The organism is Actinoplanes campanulatus (assembly GCF_014647795.1).
In the GTDB taxonomy this organism is placed as follows: Bacteria; Actinomycetota; Actinomycetes; order Mycobacteriales; family Micromonosporaceae; genus Actinoplanes; species Actinoplanes campanulatus.
On sequence record NZ_BMPW01000004.1, the window covers coordinates 316,713 to 342,807 of the forward strand.

At 70.7% G+C, this 26,095-nt stretch carries 24 protein-coding genes; 6 read left to right on the plus strand and 18 right to left on the minus strand.

What is annotated here, in order from left to right; genetic code table 11:
• Positions 1 to 4: 4 nt before the first annotated feature.
• From IEZ13_RS10180 to IEZ13_RS10195, 4 genes are read right to left on the minus strand one after another with little or no spacing between them, the layout of a single operon-like run.
• Positions 5 to 2,242, minus strand: coding sequence for an alpha-L-rhamnosidase (locus tag IEZ13_RS10180; RefSeq protein WP_183220583.1), 2,238 nt, complete (start codon positions 2,240 to 2,242; stop codon positions 5 to 7).
• 20 nt (positions 2,243 to 2,262) lie between these two features.
• Positions 2,263 to 3,096, minus strand: coding sequence for a carbohydrate ABC transporter permease (locus tag IEZ13_RS10185; protein ID WP_183220585.1), 834 nt, complete (start codon positions 3,094 to 3,096; stop codon positions 2,263 to 2,265).
• Complete coding sequence (locus IEZ13_RS10190) at positions 3,093 to 4,019, minus strand: carbohydrate ABC transporter permease (RefSeq protein WP_183220586.1); 927 nt, start codon at positions 4,017 to 4,019, stop codon at positions 3,093 to 3,095. Before IEZ13_RS10190 ends, IEZ13_RS10185 begins: the two co-directional genes overlap by 4 nt.
• The gene (locus tag IEZ13_RS10195) at positions 4,019 to 5,326 is read right to left on the minus strand and encodes an ABC transporter substrate-binding protein (protein ID WP_183220588.1); all 1,308 of its coding nucleotides are present in this window, start codon (positions 5,324 to 5,326) and stop codon (positions 4,019 to 4,021) included. Before IEZ13_RS10195 ends, IEZ13_RS10190 begins: the two co-directional genes overlap by 1 nt.
• A gap of 162 nt (positions 5,327 to 5,488) precedes the next feature.
• Between IEZ13_RS10195 and IEZ13_RS10200 the strand changes: the two genes are divergently transcribed.
• Together IEZ13_RS10200 and IEZ13_RS10205 are read left to right on the plus strand one after the other, a co-directional pair.
• Complete coding sequence (locus IEZ13_RS10200; RefSeq protein ID WP_183220591.1) at positions 5,489 to 6,481, plus strand: LacI family DNA-binding transcriptional regulator; 993 nt, start codon at positions 5,489 to 5,491, stop codon at positions 6,479 to 6,481.
• A gap of 103 nt (positions 6,482 to 6,584) precedes the next feature.
• Positions 6,585 to 8,567, plus strand: coding sequence for a beta-1,3-glucanase family protein (locus IEZ13_RS10205; RefSeq protein WP_183220593.1), 1,983 nt, complete (start codon positions 6,585 to 6,587; stop codon positions 8,565 to 8,567).
• Positions 8,568 to 8,852: 285 nt separating this feature from the next.
• Here IEZ13_RS10205 and IEZ13_RS10210 read toward each other — a convergent pair whose 3' ends face one another.
• The 4 genes from IEZ13_RS10210 to IEZ13_RS10225 form a co-directional block, all read right to left on the minus strand.
• Positions 8,853 to 9,329: a hypothetical protein gene (locus tag IEZ13_RS10210; RefSeq protein ID WP_183220595.1), complete on the minus strand. Its 477-nt coding sequence runs from the start codon at positions 9,327 to 9,329 to the stop codon at positions 8,853 to 8,855.
• Positions 9,330 to 9,436: 107 nt separating this feature from the next.
• On the minus strand, positions 9,437 to 10,003 hold the full coding sequence (locus IEZ13_RS10215) for a DinB family protein (RefSeq protein WP_183220597.1): 567 nt from the start codon (positions 10,001 to 10,003) through the stop codon (positions 9,437 to 9,439).
• 246 nt (positions 10,004 to 10,249) lie between these two features.
• The gene (locus IEZ13_RS10220; RefSeq protein ID WP_183220599.1) at positions 10,250 to 10,663 is read right to left on the minus strand and encodes an SHOCT domain-containing protein; all 414 of its coding nucleotides are present in this window, start codon (positions 10,661 to 10,663) and stop codon (positions 10,250 to 10,252) included.
• Positions 10,664 to 10,823: 160 nt separating this feature from the next.
• A complete protein-coding gene (locus IEZ13_RS10225; RefSeq protein WP_183220601.1) occupies positions 10,824 to 11,327 on the minus strand; it encodes an ArsR/SmtB family transcription factor in 504 nt (167 codons plus the stop codon).
• A 304-nt stretch (positions 11,328 to 11,631) separates the two neighbouring features.
• On the opposite strand from IEZ13_RS10225, the gene IEZ13_RS10230 reads away from it, so the two are divergent.
• Both IEZ13_RS10230 and IEZ13_RS10235 read left to right on the plus strand, forming a co-directional pair.
• Positions 11,632 to 12,174 carry a PAS domain-containing protein gene (locus tag IEZ13_RS10230; protein ID WP_203833760.1) on the plus strand — a complete coding sequence of 181 codons (543 nt, stop codon included), beginning with the start codon at positions 11,632 to 11,634 and terminating at the stop codon, positions 12,172 to 12,174.
• Complete coding sequence (locus IEZ13_RS10235; RefSeq protein WP_183220603.1) at positions 12,171 to 13,091, plus strand: methyl-accepting chemotaxis protein; 921 nt, start codon at positions 12,171 to 12,173, stop codon at positions 13,089 to 13,091. Before IEZ13_RS10230 ends, IEZ13_RS10235 begins: the two co-directional genes overlap by 4 nt.
• 31 nt (positions 13,092 to 13,122) lie before the next feature.
• Here IEZ13_RS10235 and IEZ13_RS10240 read toward each other — a convergent pair whose 3' ends face one another.
• Positions 13,123 to 13,917, minus strand: a complete 795-nt coding sequence (locus IEZ13_RS10240) for an SAM-dependent methyltransferase (protein WP_183220605.1) — start codon at positions 13,915 to 13,917, stop codon at positions 13,123 to 13,125.
• Between the two features lie 112 nt (positions 13,918 to 14,029).
• On the opposite strand from IEZ13_RS10240, the gene IEZ13_RS10245 reads away from it, so the two are divergent.
• Positions 14,030 to 14,479, plus strand: coding sequence for a DUF4362 domain-containing protein (locus IEZ13_RS10245; RefSeq protein WP_229794590.1), 450 nt, complete (start codon positions 14,030 to 14,032; stop codon positions 14,477 to 14,479).
• Between the two features lie 32 nt (positions 14,480 to 14,511).
• Here the strand turns inward: IEZ13_RS10245 and IEZ13_RS10250 are convergent, their stop codons facing one another.
• Positions 14,512 to 15,522 carry an ABC transporter permease subunit gene (locus tag IEZ13_RS10250; protein ID WP_183220607.1) on the minus strand — a complete coding sequence of 337 codons (1,011 nt, stop codon included), beginning with the start codon at positions 15,520 to 15,522 and terminating at the stop codon, positions 14,512 to 14,514.
• Complete coding sequence (locus tag IEZ13_RS10255; RefSeq protein WP_183220609.1) at positions 15,519 to 16,508, minus strand: ATP-binding cassette domain-containing protein; 990 nt, start codon at positions 16,506 to 16,508, stop codon at positions 15,519 to 15,521. The genes IEZ13_RS10250 and IEZ13_RS10255 overlap by 4 nt, the downstream gene beginning before the upstream one ends.
• A 158-nt stretch (positions 16,509 to 16,666) precedes the next feature.
• On the opposite strand from IEZ13_RS10255, the gene IEZ13_RS10260 reads away from it, so the two are divergent.
• The gene (locus IEZ13_RS10260) at positions 16,667 to 17,125 is read left to right on the plus strand and encodes a hypothetical protein (RefSeq protein WP_183220611.1); all 459 of its coding nucleotides are present in this window, start codon (positions 16,667 to 16,669) and stop codon (positions 17,123 to 17,125) included.
• A 9-nt stretch (positions 17,126 to 17,134) separates the two neighbouring features.
• Here the strand turns inward: IEZ13_RS10260 and IEZ13_RS10265 are convergent, their stop codons facing one another.
• The 7 genes from IEZ13_RS10265 to IEZ13_RS10295 all read right to left on the minus strand — a co-directional run bounded on the left by IEZ13_RS10265 (position 17,135) and on the right by IEZ13_RS10295 (position 25,553).
• Positions 17,135 to 17,671 (minus strand): RNA polymerase sigma factor, encoded by a 537-nt coding sequence (locus IEZ13_RS10265; RefSeq protein ID WP_183220613.1) that lies wholly within the window; start codon positions 17,669 to 17,671, stop codon positions 17,135 to 17,137.
• Positions 17,668 to 19,113: a dynamin family protein gene (locus tag IEZ13_RS10270; protein WP_183220615.1), complete on the minus strand. Its 1,446-nt coding sequence runs from the start codon at positions 19,111 to 19,113 to the stop codon at positions 17,668 to 17,670. The genes IEZ13_RS10265 and IEZ13_RS10270 overlap by 4 nt, the downstream gene beginning before the upstream one ends.
• Positions 19,113 to 21,320 (minus strand): Hsp70 family protein, encoded by a 2,208-nt coding sequence (locus tag IEZ13_RS10275; RefSeq protein WP_183220617.1) that lies wholly within the window; start codon positions 21,318 to 21,320, stop codon positions 19,113 to 19,115. Before IEZ13_RS10275 ends, IEZ13_RS10270 begins: the two co-directional genes overlap by 1 nt.
• A 1-nt stretch (position 21,321) precedes the next feature.
• Positions 21,322 to 21,618: a hypothetical protein gene (locus tag IEZ13_RS10280; RefSeq protein WP_183220619.1), complete on the minus strand. Its 297-nt coding sequence runs from the start codon at positions 21,616 to 21,618 to the stop codon at positions 21,322 to 21,324.
• Positions 21,615 to 22,457: a cysteine peptidase family C39 domain-containing protein gene (locus IEZ13_RS10285; protein WP_183220621.1), complete on the minus strand. Its 843-nt coding sequence runs from the start codon at positions 22,455 to 22,457 to the stop codon at positions 21,615 to 21,617. Before IEZ13_RS10285 ends, IEZ13_RS10280 begins: the two co-directional genes overlap by 4 nt.
• Complete coding sequence (locus tag IEZ13_RS10290; RefSeq protein ID WP_183220623.1) at positions 22,454 to 24,328, minus strand: dynamin family protein; 1,875 nt, start codon at positions 24,326 to 24,328, stop codon at positions 22,454 to 22,456. The genes IEZ13_RS10285 and IEZ13_RS10290 overlap by 4 nt, the downstream gene beginning before the upstream one ends.
• Positions 24,329 to 24,422: 94 nt before the next feature.
• Positions 24,423 to 25,553, minus strand: coding sequence for a tetratricopeptide repeat protein (locus tag IEZ13_RS10295; protein ID WP_183220624.1), 1,131 nt, complete (start codon positions 25,551 to 25,553; stop codon positions 24,423 to 24,425).
• Positions 25,554 to 26,095: the final 542 nt, after the last annotated feature.

Sequence of the window (26,095 nt, forward strand, 5' to 3'; positions counted from 1 at the left end):
CGGGTCAGAAGGAGTGCGTGCCCGCCGAGATCTCCACCTCGGGCCGTCCGTCCAGCGAGAGGACGCCGGTGACGCCGTCCGGGAGCGTCACGTCGACGGCGAGGTCGCCGTCCGGCCCGGTCCGCCAGGAGACCTCGATGCGGCCGTGCCGGGTTCGCAGACCGGCGCGGGCCCAGGTCAGGCCGCCGCCGGGCCGTGGCGCGATCGACACCCGTGAGTAGCCGGGCTCCAGTGGGGCGATGCCGCCGATGGTCCGGTGCATCCAGTCGGCGACCGCGCCGAGGGCGTAGTGGTTGAAGCTGGTCATCTCGCCCGGGTTGATCGTTCCGTCCGGGAGCATGGAGTCCCAGCGCTCCCAGATGGTGGTGGCGCCCATCGTCACCGGGTAGAGCCAGGACGGGCACTCCCGTTCCAGCAGCAGCCGGTAGGCCGCATCGAGATGTCCGGTGACGGTGAGCGCGTCGGTGATGTACGGCGTCCCCGCGAACCCGGTCGACACCCGGTAACCGCTGTCCGCGACGAGTTCGGCCAGCCGCCGTCCCGCGAAGGACGTGTCGTCGAGCAGCCCGAAGACGATGGCGAGGGTGTAGACCGTCGTGCAGTCGGACCGCACGGTGCCGTCCGCGTCCACGTATTCGCTGGAGAACGCGATCCGGACCCGGGCGGCCAGTTCGGTGAACTCGGCGGCGTCGGCGTCGTGCCCGAGCAACGCGGCCGTCTCGGCGACCAGCGTCAGCGACCGGTAGTAGGCCGCGGTCGCCACCACGCCGGGGTCGGCCTTCGCCTTGGCCGGGGCGTCGGCCGGCGCGTCCGGGTCGAGCCAGTCACCGAACTGGAACGAGCCGTCCCACACTCCGGACGGCGACAGCAGGGTGCGGACGCGCCGGACGTGTGCGGTCATCGACGCGTACTGTTTGGCCAGAATCGACCGGTCACCGTACGCCTGCCACAGCGTCCACGGCACCCACACCGCCGCGTCCGACCAGAAGGCGGTGCTGTCCGGGTCCGGGAAGTCGGGCGGCGCCGGCTGATACTTGAGCACGTCGGGGATGACGAACGGGACCAGGCCGTCGGCGGCCCGCTGCTCGGCGGCCAGGTCGGTGAGCCAGTCGCCGAGGAAGCCGCGCACGTCGTACAGGTAGGCGGCCGAAGGCGCGAACACCGCGATGTCGCCGGTCCAGCCGAGCCGTTCGTTGCGTTGCGGGCAGTCGGTCGGCAGATCGAGGAAGTTGCCCCTGGTGCTCCAGACGACGTTGCGGTGCAGCCGGTTGAGCAGTTCGTCGGAGCAGGCGAAGTCGCCGGTGCGCTCCAGCCGCGAGTGCACGACCACGGCCTCGACGTCCAGCGGCACATCGGCGGGCCAGCCGCTGACCTCCGCGTACCGGAATCCGTGGAACGTCATGGTCGGCTCGAAGAGGTCGTCGCCGCCGCTGAGGATGAACCGGTCGGTGGCCTGCGCGTCGCGCAGCGGCCGCACGCCCAACTCGCCGTCCTCGAGGACCTCGGCGTGCCGGATCCGGATTTCCGAGCCGGCCGGCCCGCGCACCGTGAAACGCAGCCAGCCGACCAGGTTCTGGCCGAAATCGATCAACATCCGCCCGGTGGGCGACTCCCAGACCTTCCGCGGCGGCACGCTCTCCTGCCTGCTCACCCATTCTCCGATGTACGGGGTGAGCACACCGTTGTCGAAATCGAGCACCCGCACCGGCAGGAACCACTCGGGCTCACCGTCCGGGACGAACCACTTGCCGGAGCGCCGCCGCGCGTCGATGGTCTGCCCGTCGTACAGGTCGTCGGCCAGGACGTCGGAGTTGCCGGCGGTCCAGGTCCCGTCGGTGACCACGACCTGCCGGTGCCCGTCCGTGAAGGTGATCTCGCACGCGGCGATCACCCCGAGCCGGTCGCCGTACAAGGCGCTGCCGCCCATGAACCCGAGCCGTCCCCGGTACCAGCCGTTGCCGACCAGGACGGTCAGGACGGAGAGCGGTTTCCCGGCGATCAGTTCGGTGACGTCGTGGCTGAGGTAGCGCAGGCGGTGCTCGTACGAGGTCCAGCCGGGGCTGAGCACGTCCTCGCCGACCGGCCGCCCGCCGATCCGGGCCTCGTGGACGCCGAGGCTGCTGATCGTGAGGGTGGCCCGGGTGACGGCGCCGTGGCCGGTGTCCAGGGTGATCTCGGTGCGGAACAGGGGAGCGCTGCCCAGCTCGACGGCCGGGCTGATCATCCGCGCGGTGTGCAGCATGGTGGAACCTTTCATCGACGTCAGCCCTTGACCGAGCCGGCGACCATCCCGGAGACGATCTGGCGCTGGAAGATCATGAACATGATCAGCGGCGGCACTGTGACCAGCAGGATGTCCATGAAGAGCAGGTTGTAGGCGTTGGTGTACTGGCCCTGGAAGTTGAAGAGGGTGAGCTGCACGGTGGCGTTCTCGTCGCCGGGCAGGAAGTAGAGCGGACTCGCGAAGTCGTTCCAGACGAACACCGACTGCACCACCACGATCGTCACGATGATCGGGCGCAGCAGCGGGAACACGACGCGGAAGAACAGGCCGACCGGTCCGGCCCCGTCGATCGTGGCGGCCTCGTCCAGCTCCCGGGGGACGCTCGCGATGAACGCCTGGAACAGCAGCACGCAGAACGCCATGGCGTACGCGATCTCGACGAGGATCAGCCCCGGCATGGTCTTGAACAGGCCGGTCTGCTGCAACACCCAGATGGTCGGCACCACCGCCGGCGGGATGACCAGCCCGGAGAGGACCACCAGGTTCAGCCCGCTGGTCCAGCGTCCCTTGCGTCGTTGCAGGACGAACGCCGCCATCGCCGCCAGGACCACCACCACCGCGACGCTGGCCACGGTCAGGATCGTGCTGTTGATGAACGCGATGATCAGCAGGTAGTCGCGGGCCTCGACGACCGCCCGGAGGTTCTGGACGAACGCCCACTCGGTCGGCCAGGAGAACTGCAGGAGAGCGGATTCCGTCTGGCTCTTCGCGGCGGTCAGCACGATGAAGGCGAACGGGATCAGGAAGACGACGGCGAACAGCACGATCGCCAGCGCGCTGAGCCAGTAGTTGGGCCGGGTCCGGGTGTTCATCGCGTGTCCTCGGAGCGGTTGAAGGACCAGAACAGTGGCAGCACGATCACGATGACCAGCAGGAACAGCACGACGTTCCCGGCCGTGGACAGCCCGTAGAAGCCGGCCTGGTACTGCTTGTAGACGACCGACGCCATCACGTCGGAGGTGAAACCCGGCCCGCCCTTGGTCATCGCCCAGATCAGGTCGAACTTCCGCATCCCGCCGATCAGCGACAGGATGATCACCGAGACTCCTGCCGGCTTGGCCAGCGGCAGCGTGACGTGCCGGAACCGGTGCCACGGCCCGGCCCCGTCCACCTTGGCCGCCTCGAAGTACTCACCGGGGATGGACAGGATGCCGGCCATGTAGATGACGGTGGCCAGCCCGACACCCTGCCAGACGTCGACCAGCGCGACCGACAGCAGCGCCCAGTCCGGGTCCACCAGCCAGGCCGGCCCGGTGATCCCGATCAGGTCGAGCGCCTGGTTGATGACGCCCTTGGTGGGGTGCATGAGCACCTGGAAGGTCAGGCCCACGCCGATCGTGCTGACCAGCACCGGGAAGAACGCCACCGACCGCATGAAGCCGCGCCCGAGGATCGGGCCGGTCAGCAGCACGGCCAGCGCCATGCCGAGCACCACCTTGAGCCCGGAGGTGACCGCGGCGTACACGATGGTGTGCCACAGCCCGGACGCCAGCGCCGGCTCCCGGAAGAACTGCACGTAGTTGTCGAGGCCGATGAACTCCTGGTCGAACAGGGTCCAGCGGGTGAGGCTGAAGTAGAACGCCATCACCGACGGCACCAGGAAGAAGATCGTGAAGATCAGGCCGCCGGGGATCAGGAACCAGTACGGGTAGGGGCTCTTCCGTGCTTTCGGGCGCCCGCCTCCCGGCTGATGGTCCAGCCGGGAAGCGGTTGCCGCCGGGGCGAAGGTGGTCATCACCAGCCCTTGATGCCGAGCTGCTGTGCCTGCTTCTTGACGTCCTCGTCGTAGAGCTTCGCGCCGTCGGTGGCGCCCCGGATGCCGGATCCGACCTCGACGGTGATCTGCTCCAGGGCCGGGCCCTTGATCGGCGAGAGGAACTCCAGCGCCGGGCTGGCGGCGCCGGCGTCCACGTACGCGCTCAGGTCCTTGACCGCGGGGGCCACCGCGTCGGGCAGCTTGCAGGTCTTGACCGCGAACGGGCCACCGACCGGCGCGGCGCTCGCGTTGGCCGCGCAGCCCTCGGGTGAGGCGATGAACGCCTGGAACCGCTTCGCGGCGGTCAGCCGGTCGCCCTCGGTGCTCTTCGGGATGTAGATGCCGGACGGCTCCCACAGGGTGACGCCGTTCCTGCTCGCGTCGTCGCCGGGCAGCGCGAAGAAGCCGACGTCGTTCACATTGTCCGGGGCGGCCGTGTCGAGCGCCGGCACCCCGAAGGTGATCATCGGGTAGTGCCCGGCCTTGCCGACGGCGACCGCGTTCAGCCCCTCGTTGTACTTGGCGGAGGCGTAGTCGTCGTTCCAGTAACCGGCCTTCTTCAGCTCCTCCAGGTGCTGGAAACCGGCCAGCGCCTGCGGCGTGGTGGCGAACTTGGCCTGGTTGTTCGTGTACTTCTCGGCGAAGTCCGGCTGCGCCGCCGCCACGTTGTGGAAGTCGGCCAGCACCAGGATCTGCGAGGTCCAGGTCTCGCTGTAGGTCTGCTCGACCGGCGCCACCCCGGCGGCCTTGATCTTCGCGTTGTTGGCCATGAACTCGGCCCAGGTCTTGGGCGTCTGGAGGCCGAGCCTGGTGTAGAGCGGCTTGTTGTAGAAGATGCCGCCGCCGACGATGGCGCCCCACGGCGAGCCGTAGACGTCGGTGCCGGCGCTGACCACCTGCTTGAAGGTGGGGTCGAGGTTGCCGACCCAGGCCTCGCCGGTGACCGGCGTCAGGTTCGTCTGCGGTGCGATGGCCTGCAACAGCGAGCCCGAGTTGTATTCGAAGACGTCCGCCATGTCGCCGGTGGCGAGCCGGGTCTTGACGAGGTTGTCGCCCTCGCTGCCCTGCGGACGGGTGTCCAGCTTGACGTCGACGTCGGTGTTCCCGGCCTCGAACGCGGCGATGACCGCCTCGGCCACCTTGACGTTGGACGGGTCGTTGTTGGTGAGGAAGGTGATCTCGGTCTTGCCGCCGCCCTCGTCGTCGCTGGATCCCAGCGAGCCCGCGCTGCACGCGGACAGGGCGAGCGACAGCGTTCCGGCCGCCAGCGCCGTAACGAGTCGCATATGAACCTCCGGTTTCCGGAATGTTTGTAGATCGGTCTTCACGTGGTGACAGCCGTCACGGTAGACCGATCTACGTCGGCCACACAAGGGTCGGTCCGAAACGTTTCAAAATCTGGGGACGCGGCCGTCCCCAGGTTTGGAGACCGGTTTACAGTGAGGGACATGTCGATCAGGAAGGGCCGGTCGGTCACGATCAGCGACGTGGCCGAGGCCGCGGGCGTCTCGCGGGCCGCCGTGTCGAAGGTGCTGCGTAACGCGTACGGGGTGAGCCCCGGCATGCGCCAGCGTGTCGAGAGCACCATCGAGCAGCTCGGCTACCGGCCCAGCGTCGCGGCCCGGGCCCTGCGCGGTTCCAGTTACCGGCTCGGCCTGGAGATCCCGTACACCGGAGCCCGGTTCATGACCCAGATCGTCGAGGGCGCCAAGCGGGCGGTGGCCGGCACGCCGTACCAGATCATCCTGGCCCCGGCCGACGGCCCGGAGTACGACACCCTCGAATCGCTGGCCGACGGCCTCGTCGACGGCATCATCGCCATCTCGCCCCTGGTCGACCAGGCCTGGCTGGAGGATCTCGCCCGCCGCGTGCCGGTGGTCATGCTCGGCCGCCACGACACGCCGGCCGGCTACGACACCGTCACCGGCGACGACCACGCCGGCGCACGGGCCGTCATGGAGCACCTGCTGAGCCTCGGCCACCGCCGCATCGCCCACCTGACCGAGCCGGAGAACGTGACCACCCCCGGGTCCGGAACCCCGCACTCGGTCCGCCTGGAGGTCTACCGCGCCTGCATGGCCGAGGCCGGTCTGGCCGACCACATCCGGGTGGCCCGGCGGGACGTCAGCGGAGGCGACGCCGTCGCGGCCGCGGCCGCGCTGCTCGCCCTACCCGAGCCGCCGACCGCGATCTTCGCGGGCCACGACGACATGGCCGTCGACGCCCTGGCCGCCGTGGGCCGCACCGTGGCGGTGGCCGGCTACGACAACACCGACCTGGCCGCCCATCCGCTGATCGACCTCACCTCGGTCGACCAGGAGGGCGTGGAGATGGGCGCCCAGGCCGCGACGATGCTGCTGGAGCGACTCCAGGGCCGGACCGAACCGCGCCATCACGTAGCCACCACGGAGCTGCGGATCCGTAGCTCAACAGCCTTGTAACATTCGCTATTGACACTTGTAACTTTGTTAAGCATTCTCTGAGAGCGCTCTCTGCGTTGCGGACGCTACGGCGTACGTCCCCCCGCACCTCCCAGGAGTCCTCATGTCCCCACGTACCAAGATCCTGAGCGCTCTAGCGGCGCTGCTCACGGCGATACCCATCGGCGTGACGGCGGCGGCCCCGGCGGCGCAGGCGGTCGGCCCCGCCCTGCTGCCGTTCACCGTCACCAACAGCAGCGGCCGCGGCGACGCCACCTACCTCTACATGATCGGCGTCAACCTCAACACCGGACGGCTCGGCTACGTCAACGCGGGCGGCACGTTCAACAACTGGCCGGCCGGCTCGCTCCCGCCGTCGGCCGCCCCCGACGTCGCCATCGGCGGCCCGGGCAACGGCGGCAGCACCACCATCCAGCTGCCGCGCAACTTCTCCGGCCGGCTCTACATGTCGCTCGGCCAGAAGCTGAAGTTCTTCCTCACCCCGGACGGCCTGGTCCAGCCCGCGCCGTGGGCGTCCGGCGACCCCAACCACGACATCCTCTTCGACTGGAGCGAGTTCACCTACAACGACTCCGGGCTGTGGCTCAACAGCTCGCAGGTGGACATGTTCGCCGTGCCGCACTCGGTCACCGTCTCCGGCTCCGACGGCACGAGGACCACCGGCGCCGTGGTCGCCAACGGACGGCAGAACATCATCGACCAGATCAAGGCGCAGCCCGGCTGGGCCAACACCGTGGTCACCCGCTCCGACGGCACCGTGCTGCGCGTGCTCGCACCCGGCAAGGCCGCCGACGCCGGACTGTTCAGCAGCACCTACCTCGACTCGTACATCAACTCCGCCTGGAACGCCTACACCGGGAAAACGCTTACCGTCGTACCGTTCGGCGACCAGCCCAACACCCGGTACTTCGGCCGCACCTCCGGCAACACCATGGTCTTCACCAACAGCTCCGGCGCACAGGTAGCGTCGTTCAACAAGCCGACCAGCGCCCACGTCTGGGGCTGCGACGGCAACCTCCACGCCCCCAACGACCTGGTCGTCGGCCCGATCGCCCGCACCCTCTGCGCGGCGCTCAACCGCGGCACGCTCGGCACGATCGACACCCAGCCCGGGGGTACGGCGTCCGACTTCTACAAGAGCAACCCCGCCAACCAGTACGCGCGGATCATCCACGCGAACATGGCCGACGGTAAGGCGTACGCCTTCGCCTTCGACGACGTGCAGGCCCAGGAGTCGCTGGTCTACTCCAGCAACCCCAGCTCCGCCGGGATCACGCTCTCCCCGTTCACCGGTGGTGGCGGTGGCGGCGGTTCGGCCACCGGCTACCGGGTGACCGGCCCCGGCGGCAAGTGCGTGGACGTCGCCGGCGACGACACCGGCGGCAACGGCACCGCCGTCCAGCTGTGGGACTGCCAGTCGGCCGCCAAGGACCAGTACTGGACCCTCAAGAACGGCACCCTGCAGACTCTGGGCCGCTGCCTCGACGTCGTCGGCAACGCCACCGCCGGCGGCAGCAAACTCCAGCTCTGGGACTGCAACGGCGTCGGCGGCCAGCAGTGGGTGACCCAGGCCGACGGCACCATCCGCAACCCGCAGTCCGGCCGGTGCGTCGACTCGCCCAACGCCAGCACCGCCAACGGCGCCCGCCTCCAGCTCTGGGACTGCAACACCTCCGCGGCGCAGAGGTTCGCCTACAACAACGGCGCCACCAACCTCGCCGCCCCCGGCGGCAAATGCGTCGACGTGGCCGGCAACGACACCGGTGGCGACGGCGCCGCCGTCCAGCTCTGGGACTGTCAGCTCACCGCCCGCGACCAGCACTGGTCCTGGACCGGCCAGTCGCTGACCACCCTCGGCATGTGCCTGGACATCGCCGGCGGCGGCACCGCCAACGGCGCCCAGCTCCAGCTGCACGACTGCACCGGCAACCCGGCCCAGACCTGGGTCCTGAACAGCAACGGCAGCATGAGCAACCCGCAGTCCGGCCGCTGCATCGACTCGCCCAGCGGCAGCACCGCCAACGGCGCCCGCCTGCAGATCTGGGACTGCAACGGCTCCGCCGCCCAGAAGTTCACCAAGGCCTGACCCATCCGGGCGCCTCGCCGTGGATCGCGCTCTCCGGATCCACGGCGAGGCAATTCCTTTCGGGTACGCGTGAACCCGTCCCGTTCTTTCAGGACAGTTCCGCCCTGCCGCGCGAGCCGGCTGCCCACTCCAGCCCGTGCCGCGCCCGCCGGGCTGAGATCGCCGGTCCAGCTCACCCCGCCCCACCGCCCCAAGACAGCCGTGAAGATCCAGCTGGCTCTCGGGGCCGTTTCGACCGCTCAGGGTCGGCCGGGGAGATCGTCGGCTCGTTCGTTCAGGGGATGGTCACTGCTGGGCGGCCGGCCAGTGGATCTCGAACCACAGACGCTCGCTCTTCGCGTTGCTGTTGGCCAGGCCCTGGACGTAGCCGACGTCGTAGCCGTGGTAGTCCGTGGTGTTGAGGACGGACCGCACCCGCAGGGTGGTGGTGTGCGACTCGCCGGCCTCCAGGCGAGTGCCCTCGCACAGCCACTGGGAGAGGTTCCAGTCGTACAGCACGCACTGCTGTCCCGGCACGAGCCGCGCGGTCTGCGGCATGTGCACCAGGAAGCGGCCCTCGTCCTGGAACTCGGTGCCGTTGTGGACGGTGACCTTCAGCTTGCCGGTCTGCTTCACCTCGCCGGCCAGCTGGACGTTCTCGGCCACCGCGGTGATCGGGCCGTCGTCAGCGGTGGCCGCCGACGCGGCCAGCGAGCCGGACATGGTGGCCGCGAGAGCCGCGACCACGACGGGCACCGCTGCGAAGGCCAGACGCTTGTACATCTACTTCCCCGTTTCCTCAGCGGCCGTGTGCCGCTTCGTCATCAGGTGCGATGCACCTCCGAACGGGTTGGTTCGCGCCCAAAGGTAACGGTGCGGTAACGAAGAATTCAGCCAGTGGTCACGGCCCGCAGGTGGAGATCCCGGAGGAGAGCGATCTCCGCGCCGTGGTGGATGGCCTCCCGGTTGATGTGCAGCACCAGCGCGGCCATCGGATACTCCGCGAACGGGCCCTCGGCCGGGCCGCACGGCCGGGCGAGGCCGTCGCCGCCCAGCCCTCGAACGCCGTCGGCCCAGCGTGCGTAGGCCTCGTCGAGCTGGCGGAGCGCCTCCGCCGCGGTCCCGGCGTAGTCGAAAGAGCCGTAGTCCATGGGCGGCCCGCCGAAGTGCGACGCGTTCCGCATCCCGAACACGCCCACGATGAGGTGGCCCAGCCGCCAGGCGATCGTCGTCACCGGCGCCGGAACCGGCTCCGGCATCGCGAAGTCGATCAGGTGATCGCCCGTGCCCGCCGCCATCGGCGTCGCACTCAGGCCACGCGGGCGGACGCTCCAGCAGTCCGGGACCGGCTCCCAGAAGTACTCGGCGTCGCTGATCCCGTCGAGGCGGGGCCGCAGATGAGTACGCCAGTGCCAGTCGAGCTGATCGAGCAGTTCCCGGTTCCAGTCGAGGCTCATTCCCCCACGCTACGGTCCGGAGCCGCTCCTCACCCGCCAGGTTCGCTCGGAGAGCGCGACCCGACGGCACGTCGTTCGGTCCAGGCCGTGCCGACAGCCCATCAGGCAGCCCGTCACCGTAGGGCCGGGCCGTCGCCGATGAGCTTCGCGATGGGCTCGGCCTGTCGCCGCCCGTGTGCCGTATCGCGGCTGGTAACCGCGATCCGGCACACGGGCGGCGGCGGGGCCCGCCCGGACATCCGCCGGCTAGGCGGCCGCGGCGGCCGTGGTCTTGGCCAGCGCGCTCGCCTTCAACTGCTCGTACTCGGCAGCGCTGATGGCGCCGGCGTCGAGCAGCTTCTTGGCGGACGCGATCTCGTCGGTGGGGGTGGTGCCGGCCGGCGCCGCGACCTCCCGGATGTAGGCGTTCTGCCGGCGTACCGCCTCGGCCTGGGCGGCGAGCGCCCGTTCGGTCATGCCACCGCCCCGGGCGATGAGGTAGACCAGCATGCCGAGGATCGGCAGGAAGACCAGGAACAGGGTCCAGAAGGTCTTGGCGACGCCGCTGAGGTCCTTGTCCCGGAACAGGTCGCCGAAGACCCAGAAGAGGCACATGAACCAGGCGACGAAGATGAAGAACTCGAACATCGCGAGCAGGAACGATCCGTTGTCGTCGAACACGTCGATCTCCTCCCAGGGTGATCGTCGATCCCGCTCTGCTCGGGGATCGACCTCCCGGCCTACAGTGGACCGCTCCCGGGCTCGTCCGAACTCATCCCGGACGGAGGAGTTCGGACGGAACATCATCTATGTCAGGTCTGGAGGCGGGCGATCGCACGTCTTATCGCCGGGCTCCCAGGATCGTGGTGAGCAGGGGCACGACGCGGGCGACCGGGACCTCGTAGCGGCCGCCGCCGACCGTCTGCAGCCACCCGGCGGCGACCAGTTGCCGCAGGTGGTGGTAGACCTGACCGCTGGTGCCCATGCCGTCGAGGTGGGTGAGGTCCTGGGCGGTGGCGGCTCCGTGCAGCACGTGCTGCAGCAACCGGATCCGGGCCGGGTGGGCGAGCGCGGCCAGCGTCGTGACGTGCTGCGACCAGTCGCCGTCGAGCAGCTCGCCGGTGCAGACGGCCTCCTGCCAGCGGGCGGCGCGGCCGTCGGGCAGCGTCACATGCCCGGTGATCATGACGGCGCCGGGATCGTCCACCCTGGCCAGAAGTCCCTCGAGCGCCCAGAAGGCGCTCGGGTCGGGGGTGACGGCTGCCTGGGGCTCCGACGTCGTCAGGCGCTTCTCCAGTTCGGCGACGCGCCGTTCCAGTGCGTCGAGACGGTCGGTGTCACTCATTCATCGACTGTAACGTAATTACGTAGATCCGTACAACGGGTGATCGATCTGGCGGAGTGGCGACCGGCCGGCGGACGGTTCCGTGGCATTCCTGGCGTTGCGGTCGGTGGTCCGCCGCGCCGGCCCGCGAGCACTGCACCGGTACTGGCCCGGCACCCCGGCCGGACTGCCGCCGACATCCGTTCCTGACGAGCGGTTGGCCAGTAGGCCGAAAGTCCCGTGACCTGGTGCTGAGTGGCTTCTTTCCTGATGCCAGGCGCTTTCCGAACAAACAGAAGGATGTGAGGTTCGCGAAGGAGTGAGTGTGAGGGAAACAGTGCCCCGGCCGACCGGCGAGATGCGTACCTTCGGCGCGCACGAGCTGATCGTGACGAAGACGGATCTCAAGGGCCGGATGACGTACGCCAATGATGTCTTTCTGCGGGTCTCGGTCTTTTCCGAAGACGAGGCCATCGGCCAGCCGCACAACATCATCCGGCATCCGGACATGCCGAAGGCGATCTTCAAGTTGCTCTGGGAGACGCTCGCCGCGGGTCAGGAGATCTTCGCGTACGTGGTGAACCTCGCCAGCGACGGCGCCGCCTACTGGGTGCTGGCCCACGTCACCCCCTCCTTCGACGCACGCGGCCGGATCGTGGGCTACCACTCCTCCCGGCGACTGCCGGACCCTGCCGCGATCAAGGCCGCCGCGGCGCTCTACGAGCGGCTGCGCGCCGAGGAACAGCGACTCGGCGGGCAGGCCGGCCTGGCCGCGTCCTGGCAGCTGATGCAGGACCTGCTGGCCGAGCGCGGTCAGACCTACGACCAGTACGTATGGGAACTCACCAACGAAGGAGCCGGCGCATGAGGCGCCTCAAGTCCGACACGGCGCAGGATCAGGCAGAGACGCAGGCGCTGGCCGTACTCGCCGAGATCGTGGCCCGTGCCGCCGACGGTGACCTGGAGGCGCGGGTCCCGCGGCTCGGTGACAGCCCGCAGGCGGCCGCGGCCCGCCGGGAGATCAACCGCCTGCTCGACGTGACCGACGCGTTCGTCCGGGAGTCCGGTGCCGCCCTGGCCGCCTCCGCCGAAGGACGTTTCCATCGCCGGTTCCTGCCCCGCGGCATGCCCGGCGCCTATGCGAACAGCGCCACGATCATCAACACCGCCGTGGAGGGGATGAGCGCCGGCGCACAGCGCCTGGCCGACGCCGACCGCGCCCGTCACGCGTTGGCCGACCAACTCGAATCGGCCGTGCTGACGGTCAGCGAACAGGTCGCCACGGCCGCCACCGAGATGGGCGCCTCGGCCCATGGACTGGCGGAATTCGCCACCGGAGCGGTCAACGACGCCGAACGCGGACGCGCCACCGTGGGATCGCTTCAGCATGCCTCCAACGAGATCCGCCGCGCCGTTCATCTGATCACCCAGGTCGCGGCCCAGACGAAGCTGCTGGCACTCAACGCCACCATCGAGGCCGCCCGCGCCGGGGAAGCCGGCCGCGGCTTCAGCATCGTGGCCAGCGAGGTGAAAACGCTGGCCGGCGAGACCGACACCGCCTCGGACGACATCGTCGAGCAGGTCACCGCCGTGCAGTCCGCGGCCGGTGACGCGGTCCAGGTCCTCGAGGCGGTCACCGCCAACCTCCGCGAGATGCACCACCTGGTCAGCGGGATCACCTCCGCGGTCGACGGCGGACAGGGCGGCACCTCCGGCCTGTCCCAACTGGCCGAAGTGCTGCGCACCGAGGTGTACCGCTTCGTCACCACCGTCAGGCAGTCGTGAACCGGCCATCGTCAGGCGCGCGCCTACCGCATCAGGGCTTGCGGGCGACCGCCCCGTACGCGTCCAGCCACTCGACGGCCACTTCCGGACGCCAGTCGGTGATCTGGACCAGGCCGGGCTCCACGAGCTCCAGCCCTTCGAAGAGGCTGCCGATCTCCTCGGGAGAACGCAGGATGTACGGCACGCCACCGTTCTGGGCCAGCCGCTCGGCGCCCTCGACAACCGCCGGCGTGGTGTTCGTCCCGTCCCACAGCACCAGATAGCTGCCGGACGGCGTCGCCTCCATCACCTGGTTCACGATCGACGACACGACGTTGAGGTCGGCCTCGTAGCCCATGACGCCCATGAACATCACGGCGACCGGCTCGGAGAAGTCCAGCACCTTCCGCGCCTCGCCGAGGATCCGCTCGGGATCGTGGTAGTCGGAGTCCACATGGACGGTACGGCCACCCGCGCCCGTCTCCGCCATCAGCGCACGCGCGTGCACCAGCACCAGCGGGTCGTTGTCCACGTAGACCACGCGGGACTCCGGCGCGACGGACTGGGCGACCTCGTGCGTGTTCTGCATGGTCGGCAGCCCCGTGCCGATGTCGAGGAACTGCCGGATCCCGGCCTCGGCCGCCAGGTGACGGACGACCCGGATCAGGAACCGGCGTGACTGCTTCGCCATCAGCACGATCTCGGGATACACCTGTTCAACCGCGTCACCGGCCGCACGGTCGGCAGCGAAGTTGTCCTTGCCTCCCATCCAGTAGTTCCAGATCCGTGCCGCATGCGGCACCTCCGGCTGGAGCCTGGAAGAGTCGGGATCATCCGGGAATGCCATGCGCCTGTTCTACGGCAGGCGTATCCGATAAGCAAGCATCGATGGTTCACCGGCCGGCGCCGACGAACCTCGGCCCAGTCGGAACTCGGGGACCTGTCGCTCCGTCGAAGCCGTGGCGAGGATCAACCGAGAAGGAACGGGCGGCATGAAGCGGATTCTTGGAACGGTATTGGCGTGTGCGGCGCTGGCGGCATGCAGCGAACCGGCCCCTTCTCCATCTCAGGCGACCACGCCCAGGGCCGATCCCAGCACCGCTGCCGTCGTGACGGATTGCGGGACGTTCGACCTGCCACAGGGTGAGGACCTGCCGGATTCCGCGGCCCGATGCCTGGTCGAGGCGGTGCGGGCCGGACACCCGGCCCAGTTGAAGGTGACCAGGCCGACGGTTGAAGGCGACCCGATCCCGGTCAGTTACGCCGCCGGCGCCGACGGCCGCGTGGAGGTCATCACAGATTCGCGGCAGGACGGATTCGGCGCGCAGGTGGTCACCCGCCAAACCTGCACCGGCCCGACCGCCGCGCCCGAGCTGCGGTTCGCCGAATGTTCCGACCCCACGTCCTGACCGGGCCGGGCAAGGTGCCCGGCCCGTCTGCCTCAGTTGACGTCTCGGACCCGCATCGCCCACATCGCCGCGCCGACCACGACGGCCAGCACGACCGCCGAGCCCACGCCGGCCATCTGCCACGTCATCGTGAAGGTCTCGGCCGCGCAGTCGCCGCCGGCCGTCATGCCGTCGCAGGACCAGTCCTCCAGGACCTCCCGCTTATAAAGCCAGACATAACCCCACAATGGTACGAGGTACGCCTCCGGGAACTTGAGCCCGCTGAAGCCGGCGAGCACGTAGACGCCGATCTGCACCGCCGTGAGGCCGATCAGCGCGCCCAGCGCCATACCGGTGTGCCGGCCCAGCGACGCCAGCGCGAACCCGATCGCGCCGACCGCCAGAACCAGGCCCAAACTCCGCAGCCCCATCAGGCCGAACGACTGCCAGACACCGGAGGTCATCCGTCCCGTGTCCCCGCGGAACTCGGCGATCAGCCGGAACGCTCCCGCCCACGCCGCGCCCAGCAGCACGGTGACACCGGCCAGCCAGCCGAGGAAGACGCCCAGCTTGGTGCCGAGCACCACCAGCCGCTGAGGCCGCCAGAGCAGCAGGTTCATCATCGCCCCGGAGTGCCATTCCGCGCCCACGAACGTCGCCCCGATCAGGTACGCCGCCGCGGCCATCAGCAATGCGAACAGGCTGATCATTTCGGGGAACTCGTCCCGCAGCTCGAAGGTCTCCGGCAGATACCAGACGTACTCGAACTCACTCGGCCGCGGGGTGTAGAGGTCGGCGCAGTTCGCCGGGAAATTCGCGGCCTCCGCTGAGCCCGGGGCCGCGGCCAGGCACCGCAGCTTCTCCACCTCGGCGGCGGCCGCCGCCTCCTGGTACTGCCGCGCGGCCTGCTGCTTCGCCGCGGCGACCTGGGCCGGGATGGCCTTCTCATTGCTGACGAACGTGCCGGCGGCGATCGCGGCCAGCACCAGCACCACGCCGATCAACAGCACCGAGGTGAGCCGGCGCCGGAACAGCCGCCGGGTCTCCGCACGAACCAGGCTCATCGACCCCACCCATTCTGACCCACGGCGAGCGCGTTCTCGTCCACCTGCCGGTGGTGACCCTCGACCGGTGTGGTCCCGGTCAGTTCGAGGAACACGTCCTCCAGATCGGCGGCGATCGGTGTCAGCTCGCACAGATAGATCTCACGCTGCGCCAGCAGCCGGGTGATCTGTGCCGGGCCGGTGACGTCGCGGACGGTCAGCTGGCCGGCGGTCTCCACGGTGACCTGGGCGCCGGCCTCCCGCAGGATCCGTGCCGCCTCCTCCTGGTCGGTGTCGGGTTCCAGGCGTACCCGGACGGCGCCGGAGGTGTGCTGGGCGAGCACCTCGGCGACCGATCCGGCGGTGATCCGCCGGCCGGCCGAGATGATCGTCACCGAGTCGCAGATCAGCTGGATCTCGGCGAGGATGTGGCTGGACAGCAGCACCGTCATCCCGGACGCGGACAGGTCCCGCATCAGGGTGCGCATCTCCCGGATGCCGCCCGGGTCCAGGCCGTTGGCCGGCTCGTCCAGGATCAGCAGTGTCGGCTCCTTGAGCAGGGCGGACGCCACCGCCAGGCGCTGCTTCATGCCGAGGGAGTAGGTCTTGACCTTCTCCTTGGCCCGGTCACGCAGGCCCACCAGGTCGAGCACCGCCGGCACTCGAGCACGGTCCACACCGCCGGCGTCGGCGAGCAGCGACAGGGTGGTCTCGGCGGTGAAACGGCCGAAGAACTGCGGGCTCTCCACGATGGCGCCGACCCGGCCGGCCACCTCCGGCAGATGCCAGGGCACCTCCCGGCCGAGCAGCGCCATCCGGCCGCCGTCGGGCCGGATGAGGCCGAGCAGCGTACGCAAGGTGGTGGTCTTGCCCGAGCCGTTGGGGCCGAGGAAGCCGTGCACCTGCCCGGCCTCGACGACCATGTCGAAACCGTCGAGCGCGTTACGCGCGCCCTTGCGGCTGCGATAGGTCTTCCGCAGCCCCGATATTTCCAGTACGGGAGTCACGGGCGGAACCTTAGAGCAGCCTCGCCACCCCGAAATCGGCGGCTCAGTCCCACTTCGTCGGCTCGCGGGCAGCCGGGCCCGAGAAAATTTGGCGGACGCGGGAACATCCGTGCCCGCGCGCCTCTCTGATCATCAACGACGGAGCAGGGAGGCAACAAATGACCGAGTACATGGACAACGACGCCGACGGCTACTACGAGACGCTGGTCGCTGACACCGACGCTGACGGCTACTACGAGACCGTGGTCGCCGACATGAACGCGGACGGCACCTACGACGTGGCCGCTGTGGACACCAACGGGGACCAGATGGTCGACCGCGTGGCCGCTGATCTCGACGGCGACGACGTCGCGGAGAGCTTCTTCGCCGACCGGGACGTCGACGGCCTGTTCGACGCGGCCGGTGTCGACACCGACGGCAACGGGGTAGTCGACTACACCGTCCTGGATGACGACGCCGATGGCATCGCCGACATGGAGATCATCGACGCTGACGAGAACGGTGTCGACGACGCGGCCGAGGGCACGCCGAGCTACGACGATGTCCCGGGCGTGATCCTCGAGATCGCCGACGAGACCGGCCAGGGCATCGCCGGCACGCCGGTACAGGTGGCGTGAGCGTGCGGCTCAGCCGGACTCGCCGCGCAACAACGCGGCCATGGCGGCACGCGCCCGGTACAGGCGGCTCTTGACCGTCTGCACACCGACGTCCTGGTGGGCGGCGATCTCCTCGTAGCTCAGTTCGCCGTACTCGCGCAGCACCAGCGCGGTCCGGAACGGTTCGGGCACCTGCGACAGGGCCGCCTGGACCCGGTCCCGTTCGGCGTGCTGGTCGGCGTGGTCGTCGACCACGATCAGATGGTCGTGCTCGTCGAGGTCGAACGGGGTGTCCCGGCGGCGGCGGACGACGCCGAGCGCCGCGTTGGCGGCGATCCGGTACAGCCAGGTGCTGAACCGGGCGTCCTGCCGGAAGCTGCCGAGATGCTGCCAGGCGGCCATGAGCGCGTCCTGGAGGGCGTCCTCCGCGTCCGCGTGGTTGCCGGTCAGCCGCAGGCAGATGGCCCACACGCGGGTACGGCACGCGCCGGCCAGCGCCGCGAAGGCGGCGCTGTCACCGGCGCGTGCCCGCGCGACGAGCACGGCGTCGCTGTCCGGCTGGGTCATGACTCGGCCCGCCGGGCGATCAGCTGGTACGACCGGGCCAGGACCCGGCCGGCCTCCGCCTCGGCGGGCAGCAGGGCGAACGCGGCCTGCGACTGCGCGGCGGCGGCCCGGCGGCGCGCCTCGCCCGCGATGTCGCCGGCGGCTGCTGTCTCGGCCAGCCCGAGCCTGTCGGGATCGGACGAGTCGGCGGCGACCTGCTCCAGCTCCACCCGCAACGGCGAGGTGGGCGCCTCGGCGACCAGGTTGCGCAGGGCACGCAGCTCCCGGACCGGATGCAGGACGGGATCCAGCCGAGCCTGTTCGATCAGAGCGAGCACCGCGCCGGTATCCGCTTCCGAGGCGTCCGCGGCCCGGGTCAGCACGGCCATCGCCCGCATCGCTTTCAGCGCGTGCGCGCGGCACAGCAGGCTGCGCCGAAGCAGGTCCTCGACCCGGCCGAGCCCGGACACGGTCTCCAGCCAGTTCACGAGCTGGTGCGCGCCGGTGGCGCAGTGGCGCCGTCCCTCGTGCACACCGTGGACGCCCAGCGCGGTGTAGAGCCGCTCCAGCGCGGCGACGTCGATCCCGTCGGGCAGCGGCAGCCGGTGGCGCAGCCGCAGCCGCTGGTCCGGCACGCCGGTGGTGGCCGCGAGGACCCGGGCGTCCCCTTCGCGGATCAGGCCGGTGCGGGCGGTCTCGGCGAGCAGGCCGGCAGCCGCGACGACCGCCGAAACGTCCGCGGCACGTGCGCCGGCGAGCCGGGCGGCCGCCGCGTCAGCCGCCGCGAACGGGTCCGCGCCACCGTCGCCGAACAGGTCGGCCTGCGACAGCACCCCGATGGCGTTGACGGCGCTGGCGCCCAGCTCACCGGTGGCGCTGCGGAACTGGCGGAGGAACTCGACCTCGTCCTGCCGTTCTGCCTCACGGAACACGAAGAGCACGGCGTCCGCCTGGCCCGCGGCGTACCGGGACGCCGCTTCGGACCCGTCCGGGGAGACGCCGAGCACCGCCTTGCGGGTGGCGTCCTCGTTCTCGCCGGTCAGGGTGGCCAGGCCGGGTGTGTCGATGAGGGTCTTGTCGCGCAGCGCGGCGGCCTGGAGGTGGACGACGATCCGGGCGACGTCCTCGGCCGGCGTCCCTAGTGTCTCCGGCAGCCGCCCGTCGTGCAGCGGCAGGTCACGCCGGGTGCCGTCGTGCAGGTGGAGTTCGGCGCGTTCGGGGGCGCCATAGCGGTACCAGGTGACCGTCCGGGTGCACTCGCCCGCCGCGGTCGGTGCGATGCGGCGCCCGACGAGCGCGTTGACCAGTGTCGACTTGCCGGCCTTGACCCGTCCGACGACGGCGAGCCGCAGCGGCTCACCCACGGTGTCGCGGATGGTGGCGGCCGTCTGCCGGCCCGCCTCGTCGAGCAACGGGGCGACCTCGTCGCACAGCCGGGCGATCCGCGCCGGGACGGGATGCATCAGGGCCTGCCCAGGTGGGTGCGGATCCGGTTCGCCACCTCGGTGATCTGGTCCGTGCGCAGCTGCACGTCCGCGCCGGGCGGCGGGCAGTCGGCCCCGGGCCGGTACGTGGTGCCGACGACGATCCGCCGCTGCGCGTTGCCCCAGTCCACTTTGATCCGTACGCCGGTGACCACGTCCGGGGTGAGGATCACCGGAACGCCGTTCCAGCCGATCCTGCCGTTGGTCAGATCGAGCAGCGGCCCGGCGATGGGGATCACCACGGCCGGAGGCCTGGCCCCGGCCGCGGGGTAGAAGAGCAGGCGGCTGGGCCAGCCGGTCACGCCCACGCCCATCACCGAGACCTGGTCGGTGTGCTTCGGTGCACCGAGACAGGTGAGGACGAACTGGTCCGGGTCCGGCGGCCGGGCGGTGGCCGCGGCCAGGCCGGCGCCGGCGGGCGGCATGTAAAGGGCGGCGAGGTCGTGGAGGTACGCCTGCTGCTGCGGCGTGGGATGCGTGGGGCGGGGAATCGGAGGCCGCGACGACGGGACGGCCTCGGCCGGTTCGGTGGCGGCCGACAGCCAGATCCGGTCGGGTTCGGGCAGGTCACCATGGGTGAACGCGTCCAGATAATGGTCACCGGGCGCCCACGTGGACCAGTCCGGCCGCCGCAGGATCTCCTGCCGCTCCGACTCGGTGGCGGTGCACCAGGTTCGCATGACGCGCACGGCCCAGACGTCGCCGGATCCGTGCTCGTCGTTCCAGCGCTTGCGGGCTGCCGGTTTCCAGTGGGCGGCGAGCCACGGCGGCGAGTCCCCGAAGAAGATCTTGACCGGCAGCGGCACACCGGACGCCGCCGGCTGCGGGATCTCCAGACCCGCGTTGTCACGGCGCATCCGGGCGATCAGGCCCGGCTCGGCGATCACCCGATCGATCAGACCGGGTACGCACATCAGCGCGGCCAGGATCACCAGGTCGTCGATGAGCGCCGGGCCCTGCGGGGTGCCCGCCAGCGCGGCCGCCAGCTTCGGGTTGACCTGGAGAACCCGCTGCGCCGCCGCGCTGAGACCGGCCACGGGCACGGCCGGCGACGGGTCCGTGACGACGGTGGGCACGGCCGCCGCCGGCGCGGGCACGGTGGCTGCGGCCGCCGCGACGGCATGGTGTGCCCCCAGCGCCACGACGAGTTTCGGATCCTCGAGCGTGGCCGGTGGACGCCCCAGAAGCGCGGTCAGGTCCCGCTGGACAGCGCGCAGGTGTGCCGAGCCGCCGGTGAGGTAGAGCGCGTGCAGGTCCCCGGCAACAAGACCGGCCTGTGCCAGGGTCGTTGCGGTCAGCTCGGTGGCGCGCCGAACCTGCGGTGCGACCATCTCGTCGAACTCGGCCGCGGTGATCGTCACGACCTCTTCGGCGTCGGCGGCCACGACCGGGATGCTGGCGTGCTCGTGCTCGCTCAGCTCGTGTTTGGCCTCGCGGACGTCGTTGCGCAACGCCAGCAGTGCCCTGGCGTTGGCCGGGTCGCGTACCGCGTCCACCAGGTCGCCGCGGTCCCGGTCCTGCAGCCGGGCCAGTACGGCCGTCAGCAACAGATGGTCGAAGACGTCGCCGCCCAGCGGGTCGGCGCCGGCCGACGCGAGCACCCGCATCCCGGAGGCGCCGCCGTCGGCGCGCAGCAGGGCCACGTCGCAGGTGCCGCCGCCGAAGTCGAAGACCGCGACCGTGCTGCCGGCCGGCGGTGGCGTCGTGCTGGCGTAGTGCGCGACGGCCGCGACCGGCTCCGGCACCAGGCGCAGGATCTGATCGGGGAAGCCCGCCTCGACCGCCGCGGCCCGCAGCACCTGCCGGCGCGGTTCGGCCCAGTCCTGTGGGTGGGTGAGCAGTACCGCGTCCGGCCGGTCGTCGCCGGCGACCCGGGCGGCCCGGGTCGCGACGACGCGCAGTACGGCGGCGACCAGCGTCACCACCGGGATGTCGCGGCCGCCCAGCAGGACGGTGTCCTGCCCGATCAGGCGTTTCGGGGAGCGCTCGAACCCGTCCGGGTGCAGCCGTGCGGAGCGGACGGCGGCGGTGCCGACCTGGATGTCCTGCGGGGTGGCCAGCACCGCGGACGGCATCTGTTCCGCCGAGTCCGACAGCCGGACAGCCGTCGGCGTCGCGTCGCCGCGCCGGTAGGCGGCCGCGGTGTTGGAGGTGCCGAAGTCGATCGACAGGGACCAGCCGGGCAAGTCAGTATGTCTCCGGTTCAGACCCTGGTAGCCAGGGGTCGGGTGGGGGCTGCGCGACATCGTGATCTTCGATCACGTCCTCGGTCAACTGCCCGGACGGGTCGAGCCACCAGTCCGTGTCGTCAGCCGCCGAGTCCACCGGGCTGACGAAATCCGCCTGGTCGGGCACCAGATCCGCGGATTCGATCCGCTCCGCGTCCGGGTCGAGCGCCCGCGCCAGCGCCGCGGACCACACCGCCCGCGGGGGTGCCGGCGGCTCACCGAGCACCCCCAGTTCCGGCTCCAGCGGATCGCTCACAGCCGGCGCCCCACCAGTGCCCGGCCGACGAGCAGGACCGGCAGGACGACGTACGGCCGCTCGACGAGCCACGACACGACGTCCGGGAGCCGGCCCGAAGCCGGAAGCGGCGCCGGCTCCGCGCCGGGCACCTGAACGGGTGGATCGTCGCAGACCAGGGCCGCGTTACCGGAGTCCGCCCAGGCGTCGGCGAGGACGTCCAGCGGAACCTCCATCCGGTTGCCGTCGCCGGTTCCGGGGTCGGAGAGGATCGCCACGCCGCGGTCGACGTCGATGCCGGTCAGGACGACGGCGTGATCGGCGCCGATCTCGTCCTCCCGGCCGTACCAGATCTCGTCGCCGTCGACCGCCAACATCACCCGCCGGCCCTCCGCGAGGTAGCCCGCCAGGGCCTCGACCCCGATGCCGATCTGGATCTCGGCTGGTACGCCCGCATCCTCCAGCAGCGCGTGCGCGCCCTCGATGCCCATACCGGGCACCCCGTCCGGCCCGACCTCGAACAGGTGAAGCTCATTGGCGCGAGCCACGAACGCGGATTCGTCCGCATGGTGTACGCCGGTGTACTCCGACACGATCTGCGCGATGCTGGCCGGCACGCAGTAGCCGTTGGCGGACTGCTCGAACCAGTGCTCGGCGTCCCCGGCCGGGTCGCCGACGAGGCTGCCCTGCACGACCCAGCCGACACCGTCGGCGGGTGACGCACCGGCGAACGGCGCCGGGCTGGGCGCCACGTCGTCGTACGGCTCCCCGGGCGGGTCGGTAAGCCGCCCTACCTCGTCGATGTCATCGTCGAGCAGGGACGGCAGCAGCGTTTCCGTCCAGCTGTGGTCGTCGGTCATCGGTCCGCTCCCTGCGTGTTCTCCGGTCGTCGCGGGTCTGATGCGCCGGATCCCGCCGATGTTCCCGGCGCCGCCAGTGAATCGAGTTCGCGTTCGACGAGGTCCCGTTGGTCGGCCGCAGCCTCGAGGTCACGCTCCAGCGACGCCAGACGGTTACTGCGGTCGACGGCGGAAGCCCCGGCCGCGCTTTCGGCATCGGCCACGATCGCCTCGATCCGCGCGATCTCCGCCTCCAGGTGGTCCTCGACGGCGAACATCAGCTCCGGGCGGCACTCGCGGATCGCGGAGTCCACCGCGGCGACGAGGTCGGTACGCAGCGCCGTGACGGACTCGGTGAGGGCGAGGTCGAGCTTCTGCCGGCCGACGCGCAGCCTGCGGACGCCCAGATTCAGAAGGAACCAGGCGCCCCCGAGGACCAGGCCCACCGGCCCGCCCATCGCGGACGTCCCCGCCAGGCCGAACTTGCCGGCAAGGCCCGCTCCCATGAGTGCCGAGTTGGCCAGAGCCGGATCGAATCCGCTCCCACGCGGGTCCAGGTTCCGGCGGCCGGGGGACAGGACGACCTCGATCCCGGCGGTCACCGGTTGCAGCGCCGCGACCGCGGCGTCGACGCTGCCGAACAGCTCCGTGGCGGTCGCCACCAGGTCGTTGCGCAACCGGTCGGCGACGTGTGCCGCGATCAGGAGGAACTCGCTGTTCAGCTCCGCGAGCACGGTGGCGGCGCCGGCCTCGGTGACACCGCTCCACTCCCGGCTGATCCGCAGCCGCCAGCGGTCGCGCAGCTCGTCGACGAGCCGGGTGATGTCGCGGACGGCGGATTGCCGCACCCTGCCGAGGTCGCGTTCCAGGTCGAGGCGCCAGCGACGTTTGCGGACGCGCAGCCGCTCCATCGCCGCGCGTTCGGCCTTGACCGGATCGTCGTCCTCGGGCATCGCGGTGAGCGCGCGGCGGTGACCGTCCAGCTGCCCGGTGAGCCGGTGCAGCCCGGACAGGGCGGTGCGCAGCACGTTGGCCAGCCCGATCGCGCGGGCATCCGATTCCCGCCCGCGGAGCACCTCGGCCAGCGCCGCGATGTTCGACTCCTGCTCCAGCAGCGGCTGGATCTCCGGGTCGTCGACCTCGCGTGACTCGGCCGCCAGTGTCGCCGAAACAGCGAGCATCGGCGCGTCGGCGAACCGGGGGGCGTGCCGGCGCAGCAGCTCCTGGTTCGCCGCCACGATCTGCCGCCCCGAGTCGGCGTAGCGGTCAGCCTTGGTGACCGCGAACACCACCGTCTCCACCTGCTCGGCCGCCTCCGCCAGGAACCGAAGCTCCGGAGCGGTGAGAACCTGCCCGGCGTCGGTGACCATGAGAAGCACACCCGCGCGTGCGGCCGCCCACCGGGCGAGGCGGCTGTGTGCCGACTCGATGCCGCCGACGCCCGGGGTGTCCACCAGCGTGATGCCGGGCAGCCAGCGGCTGACCGCCGCCACCTCGGCATGGCCGGGCGCATCGGGGGAGTCGCCGGGGCCGGCACCCAGAAAAGCCACGGCGTCCTCGTACGGCACCTGCCGCCGCCCGGCCGGACCGATCAGTGCCCAGCCCTCAACCGGCAGCTCCGGCGACGGCGGCACCACGTGCAGAAACGCCCCGGCCGGAACGTCTGTGCCGGTCGGGGACACGTCGCGGCCGGTCAGCGCGTTGACCAGCGAGCTCTTGCCACGCTTCACCTCACCGACGACGACGATCACGAGCCGGTCGTTCGTCGCCTCGGCCAGTGCGGCGTCCAGGCGCGCCACATGATCGTCCAGCTTGTGCTGTTTGAACAGTCTGCGGGCGCCGGTGATCGCACTGTGCTGATTCCGGGTGACGGTGAGGCGGGACGACTGCACACACGCTCCCTGGCTGGTGGCGGAGTTGCTGGTCAGGCCCCGCGGTGGAAAGGATGGTGCCACGAGCACCGCTCCCGATCGACGGCGGATCCGGTCAGCGTCCCGCCCACCGCACCCGAAGCCGGAACCAGCACCGCCGCAGCAGAAAGTAGAACTCGGAGGCGAACCGGTTCCGTAGCCGCAGCATCAGCAGCAGCAGCGGGACCGTCGTCAGCGGCGTCGCCACCGCCCGCAGCCCCGAGCCCGATCCCGGTGCGGGATCGGCGACGGTCAACAGCCCGCTCAGCGCGATGGCGGCCAGCCGCAGCACCGCGAACGCGAATGTCACCCGCCACAGATTACGGCGGATCAGCGTACGGGCCGCCGGCGCCAGCCGGCGCCATCGCCACCGCAGGAACGCCGCGGCCGCGGCCACCCCGAGCAGCAGCGGCACCGCGGCGAGCAGCGCACCCGCGGTCCCGGCCACCTGCGCGCGGCACACGACGGCCGTGACGACCGCCGCGACCAGCGGCACCGTCGCCGCGTCGGTCAGCAGCCACAGGGCCCGGCGGGCACCCGACGTGGCGGTGTGCAGCACGTCCGGGTCGTGCGGGGTCACACGCAGGGTGTCGCTGAGCAGCGCCGACGAGCGCAATGCCCGGCCCCGGTCGGCGTCGACCGCGCCCAGCCGCTGCAGCGCGAGGGCGCTCTCCGGATCCAGCGCCAGGGCCGTACGGTAAGCCTGCCGGGCACCCCGGAAGTCGGCCATCCGCCGTAACGCGTCGCCCGTCGCCAGATGCACGCTCGATTCCTGCGGCGCCAGCCGCCGGGCACGGTCCGCGGCCGCCCCCGCTGCCACGATGCGGGCTGTCCCACCGGCCGCGAGCAGCGCGTGCGCCAGCGTGACGTCGTTGATGAAGTCGTGCGGGCCGAGCCGCCGCGCTTCGGTGGCGGCGTCGAGCGCCGCACGGGTGCGGCGCAGCTGCAGCAGTGCGATGGCCCGCTGGCGATGGGCGGCGGGATCGGCTGGGACGAGCGCGGCCGCCTGCTCGGCGACGCTGAGCATCTCGTCGTAACGGCCGGCCTGTTGCAGGCAGTGGGCGAGCGCCCGCAAGGCCGCGACATTGCCGGGGTCCTCGGCGAGCAGCCGCCGCAACACCGGCACGGCGGCGCTTGCCCGTCCGACCTGGGCAAGGTGCAGAGCCTGGCGGATCTGGACGGCCGGATCCGCGTGAGCACCCGTCACCACTGTTCGGCCTTCTCGCGGTACGCGACCGGCCCGGCCTCGATCCCCGCGGCCGAGCTGGAAATCAAAGCGTCCTCAATCATGATCGGCGCAGGGTACCCGGAGGCCGGTGCTGCGCCGGCCATTGCCAACGAAGTCTGTCCGAGTACCACTCGACCTTTTCCACAGCGAAGCGAACCGGTGACGACACGGTCACATCCCAGGGCCTCTGCCAGGTAGAGGTATGACCGGGTGGTCGGGCTTGCTGTAGTCACGCCGGTATCGGGCGGTACGTTGAAGAGCGCGGCCTTCGGTTGATCATTCAGGTGTCTAGGCCAAATGATCAAGTCCGAAGGACCGCGCTCGTGGAGTCATCATCGTTGATCAGCAGCCTGTCCGCACGTCTGCCAGGCGTGTCGGATGATCCGTATCGAGATCCCGCCGGGCTGCTGCAGGCACTGGCGGGCAGCGGTCGCTGTCGGCGATCGGTGAGTGGGCCGCTGACCTGCCGTTCGGTGTCCTGGCCGACCTCGAGGTGACTCGGGTCCGGTTCACCGGCGGCT

What these genes read in the sequence shown, in the direction of transcription:
- IEZ13_RS10180 (WP_183220583.1), bottom strand. Translation starts at nt 2,242, where the DNA reads ATGCTGCACACCGCGCGGATGATCAGCCCGGCCGTCGAGCTGGGCAGC.
- IEZ13_RS10270 (WP_183220615.1), bottom strand. Translation starts at nt 19,113, where the DNA reads ATGCATCCCGTCCCGGCGCGGATCGCCCGGCTGTGCGACGAGGTCGCC.
- IEZ13_RS10205 (WP_183220593.1), top strand. Translation starts at nt 6,585, where the DNA reads ATGTCCCCACGTACCAAGATCCTGAGCGCTCTAGCGGCGCTGCTCACG.
- IEZ13_RS10260 (WP_183220611.1), top strand. Translation starts at nt 16,667, where the DNA reads ATGACCGAGTACATGGACAACGACGCCGACGGCTACTACGAGACGCTG.
- IEZ13_RS10210 (WP_183220595.1), bottom strand. Translation starts at nt 9,329, where the DNA reads ATGTACAAGCGTCTGGCCTTCGCAGCGGTGCCCGTCGTGGTCGCGGCT.
- IEZ13_RS10195 (WP_183220588.1), bottom strand. Translation starts at nt 5,326, where the DNA reads ATGCGACTCGTTACGGCGCTGGCGGCCGGAACGCTGTCGCTCGCCCTG.
- IEZ13_RS10225 (WP_183220601.1), bottom strand. Translation starts at nt 11,327, where the DNA reads ATGAGTGACACCGACCGTCTCGACGCACTGGAACGGCGCGTCGCCGAA.
- IEZ13_RS10250 (WP_183220607.1), bottom strand. Translation starts at nt 15,522, where the DNA reads ATGAGCCTGGTTCGTGCGGAGACCCGGCGGCTGTTCCGGCGCCGGCTC.
- IEZ13_RS10185 (WP_183220585.1), bottom strand. Translation starts at nt 3,096, where the DNA reads ATGAACACCCGGACCCGGCCCAACTACTGGCTCAGCGCGCTGGCGATC.
- IEZ13_RS10215 (WP_183220597.1), bottom strand. Translation starts at nt 10,003, where the DNA reads ATGAGCCTCGACTGGAACCGGGAACTGCTCGATCAGCTCGACTGGCAC.
- IEZ13_RS10265 (WP_183220613.1), bottom strand. Translation starts at nt 17,671, where the DNA reads ATGACCCAGCCGGACAGCGACGCCGTGCTCGTCGCGCGGGCACGCGCC.
- IEZ13_RS10200 (WP_183220591.1), top strand. Translation starts at nt 5,489, where the DNA reads ATGTCGATCAGGAAGGGCCGGTCGGTCACGATCAGCGACGTGGCCGAG.
- IEZ13_RS10235 (WP_183220603.1), top strand. Translation starts at nt 12,171, where the DNA reads ATGAGGCGCCTCAAGTCCGACACGGCGCAGGATCAGGCAGAGACGCAG.
- IEZ13_RS10285 (WP_183220621.1), bottom strand. Translation starts at nt 22,457, where the DNA reads ATGACCGACGACCACAGCTGGACGGAAACGCTGCTGCCGTCCCTGCTC.
- IEZ13_RS10240 (WP_183220605.1), bottom strand. Translation starts at nt 13,917, where the DNA reads ATGGCATTCCCGGATGATCCCGACTCTTCCAGGCTCCAGCCGGAGGTG.
- IEZ13_RS10190 (WP_183220586.1), bottom strand. Translation starts at nt 4,019, where the DNA reads ATGACCACCTTCGCCCCGGCGGCAACCGCTTCCCGGCTGGACCATCAG.